This is a genomic window from Ralstonia sp. VS2407 (genome assembly GCF_052950655.1).
Window position 1 is genome coordinate 1 of record NZ_JBRFVG010000030.1, and the last position, 2954, is coordinate 2954.

The following is a 2954-nucleotide window of genomic DNA, read 5'->3' on the forward strand; positions in this document are numbered from 1 at the left end:
TACGAGCTGCACCGTGTCTGGGTGGTGGAGGGCACGGTCAAGCAAGGGGTGCGACACAGCGCGCCCAAGCGCACGTTCTACCTGGACGAGGATACCTGGTCGCTGGTGGTGGCCGATGACTACGACGCGCAGGGCAACCTGTGGATGGTGCGCGAGACGGAGATGATTCCGGCATGGGATGCGAACGGTGCGTGCATGTTCTCCGCGTTCGTGAACTACGACCTGGCTACGGGCCGCTACATCACTGACCAGCAGCCGATCGGCAGCAAGAAGGATGTTCGCTTCTATGGCGAGGCGGGCGACAACAAGATGTTGAAGCCTGACTTTTATACCCCAGAGAACCTTCGCGCGCTGAGCGAACGGTAACAGGCGAAGTGGGGCGGTCGTTGAAGTCTTCGGAGCCAAGGGAGCTTCAATGATCAGCCCCAACCTACGGCCGACTTGCCAGAGCGGGTAGGCGGTTGCGTGGGTAACAGAAGAACACGGGAGGAAACATGCGGAATCTTTGCAGAACGATCATTGCGACGTCGGTGGCGCTGGCGTGCTCGGGGCCGGCATTTGCGTTCAAGTTCGAGACGGACAACGGTTCGATCAAGGGCTCGTTGGACTCGCAGCTTACGCTTGGCATGGGGATGCGGTTGAAGGGACAGGATTGCGCCCTGGTGGGTGATCCTGGGACGACCTGTAATCCGAGCAGCACGGCGAACCAGTGGACGGTGGGCGATGACGGTAATCAGAACTACAACAAAGGCCACTTGTTCTCTGGCTATCTGAAGGGCACGCACGAGCTGCTGCTTCAGTTCCCGGACTCGTGGAAGTTCATGGCGCGTGGCTCGTGGATGTATGACCCCATGGCGACGCGCACCGAGCGTACGTCGATCAATGGCGATGCTGCAGGTCTGATTGCACGCAACACCTCGCTTCTGGACCTGTGGGTGAGCAAGGACTTCCAGATCGCTGATCAGTCCGCCCGTGTTCGGGTGGGTAACCAGGTCGTCAGTTGGGGCGAGAGCATCTTTGTGCCGGGCGGTATCAATTCGACCAACGCCCTGAACCTGCAGAAGCTCAATGTTCCGGGCACGCAGCTCAAAGAAGCAGTGCTGCCTGCGCCGATGGTCAGCTTCGCCTCCGGCCTTGGCCACGGTATGAACCTTGAGGCTTACTACCAGTTTGGGTACAACACCAACATTCTTCCGCCGGTGGGTAGCTACTTCAATGCGGGCGACAACTTCGGCCGAGGCTGGCAGAACGGCTTGGTCAATGGTGGCCCTTCGGATGTCGGCGTGCAGGCGTACGAGCACAAGCCGGATGGCAATGGCCAGTATGGTGTGTCGCTGCACTTCAGGCCAGAAAGCGTTCAAGCGGACTTTGGTTTCTACGTGATGAACTATCACGACAAGATGCCGAACGTGCTGCTCAACTCGAACGGTGCGCTCGAACTCGAGTATCTGAAGAACCGTCAGCTCTTCGGCGTGAGCACGAACTTCAACCTCGGCAACTGGGCACTCGGCGGTGAACTGAGCTATCGCCCGCGAGACGCGATCGCGCTGGCGCCCGTTGGAGGCATTGCTTGCGGCGGGGGCAACGTGTGTCACCTTTCCACCGACGGCGAGAAGTACCAGGCGCACCTGACCGCGCAACTGCAGTTGACGCCGGGCGACTATGGCCAGTTCCTGAAGCTGTTGAAGGCGGACACGGCGTACTTCACCGCCGAGCTGGTTGGCATTCGGTATCCGGGTGTGAGTCAGGGCAAGCGCTACACCATCAACGGCACCGTGTATGGACCGTCTGCCGGCGGTCTGCCGTGGCTTGATGGCTCGGGTGGCAATGCACTGTCCAACGTAACGGGAGTGCAAGGCACGGCGAACTCTGCCGGCGCAGTGGTGGACTTCAACTGGACGTATGACAGCACGTTGATCTCGGGCTGGCAGGTCACGCCAGGGGTGACGGTCTCCCGAGGGCTGTATGGCTATACGCCGAACGTTCTGGGTAACTTCATGCAAGGTGCCGGATCGGTCAACTTCTACGTCTTGTTCAACCAGAATCCGGCGGTCTGGCAGGCCGGCATCAACTACACCCGCTACTACGGCAGTGCGACTGCACAGCCCCTGCGCGACCGAGACTTCATCGGCGCATTCTTGACCCGCAACTTCTAAGGGAACGCGCGACCGGTAGGTACGTCTTGCCGGTCGCCTTCTCTGGAGATTGCGAGCCTAATTGGAATTCTTGCTTGGGTAGTGAATCATGTTAGTCAGGCTTGTTGCCTTTCTTGAGGCGCTCTTCTTCAATCACCGCAAGGTCGTATTGGGGATCATTGGTTTGTTCACCGTGGTGATGGCCTACTTCGGGCTGCAGCTTCGAATGGAAGCGGGCTTCGAGAAGCAGATGCCAATCGGCCATGAGTACATCCAAACGTTCCAGCAGTACCGTGACGACTTGTTCGGTGCGAACCGGTTGACGGTTGTCGTCAAGGCCAGGAAGGGCTCGATTTGGACAAAGGAAGGTCTGACACGCCTGTTCGATGTCACGCAGGGCGTCGTGTTTCTGCCCAACGTCGATCGCCTGGGCGTTCAGTCGCTGTGGACCCCCAACAGCTTCGTCAACGAGATCACCGAAGAGGGCTTCCGTGCCGAACCGGTGATCGACAGCACGGTCACCGTGGATAGCCTGACGCCCGAGACGATCGCCAAGATTCAACGCGCGACGAGTCAGGGTAACTACGTTGGCACGCTGGTCTCGCGCGACCAGACAAGCGCGATGATCACGGCGGACTTGCTTGAGTATGACGCTGCCGGCCACAAGCTCGACTACATCGAGTTCAACCGACTGCTGGAAGATAAGATTCGCAAGAAGTTCGAAGACGGTAACTACGAGATCCAGATCATCGGCTTTGCCAAGCAGATTGGCGACATCGCCGACGGCGCAAAGGGCGTGCTGGTGTACTGCGGCATTGC

The 2954-nt window shown here is 59.1% G+C and carries 2 protein-coding genes and 1 pseudogene; all 3 read left to right on the forward strand.

All coding sequences use genetic code 11. The features are described from left to right. Positions 1–366, forward strand: a 366-nt coding sequence (locus ACU8YE_RS23590) for a DUF1329 domain-containing protein (protein ID WP_446929760.1), incomplete at its 5' end; no start/stop codon positions are given. Between the two features lie 128 nt (positions 367–494). Continuing rightward, the gene (locus ACU8YE_RS23595) at positions 495–2156 is read left to right on the forward strand and encodes a DUF1302 domain-containing protein (RefSeq protein ID WP_446929761.1); all 1662 of its coding nucleotides are present in this window, start codon (positions 495–497) and stop codon (positions 2154–2156) included. An 88-nt stretch (positions 2157–2244) separates the two neighbouring features. Continuing rightward, positions 2245–2954, forward strand: a pseudogene (locus ACU8YE_RS23600) (RND family transporter); the annotation flags it as partial.

Coding starts and splice junctions, on each gene's coding strand:
- ACU8YE_RS23595 (WP_446929761.1), top strand. CDS start 495: ATGCGGAATCTTTGCAGAACGATCATTGCGACGTCGGTGGCGCTGGCG.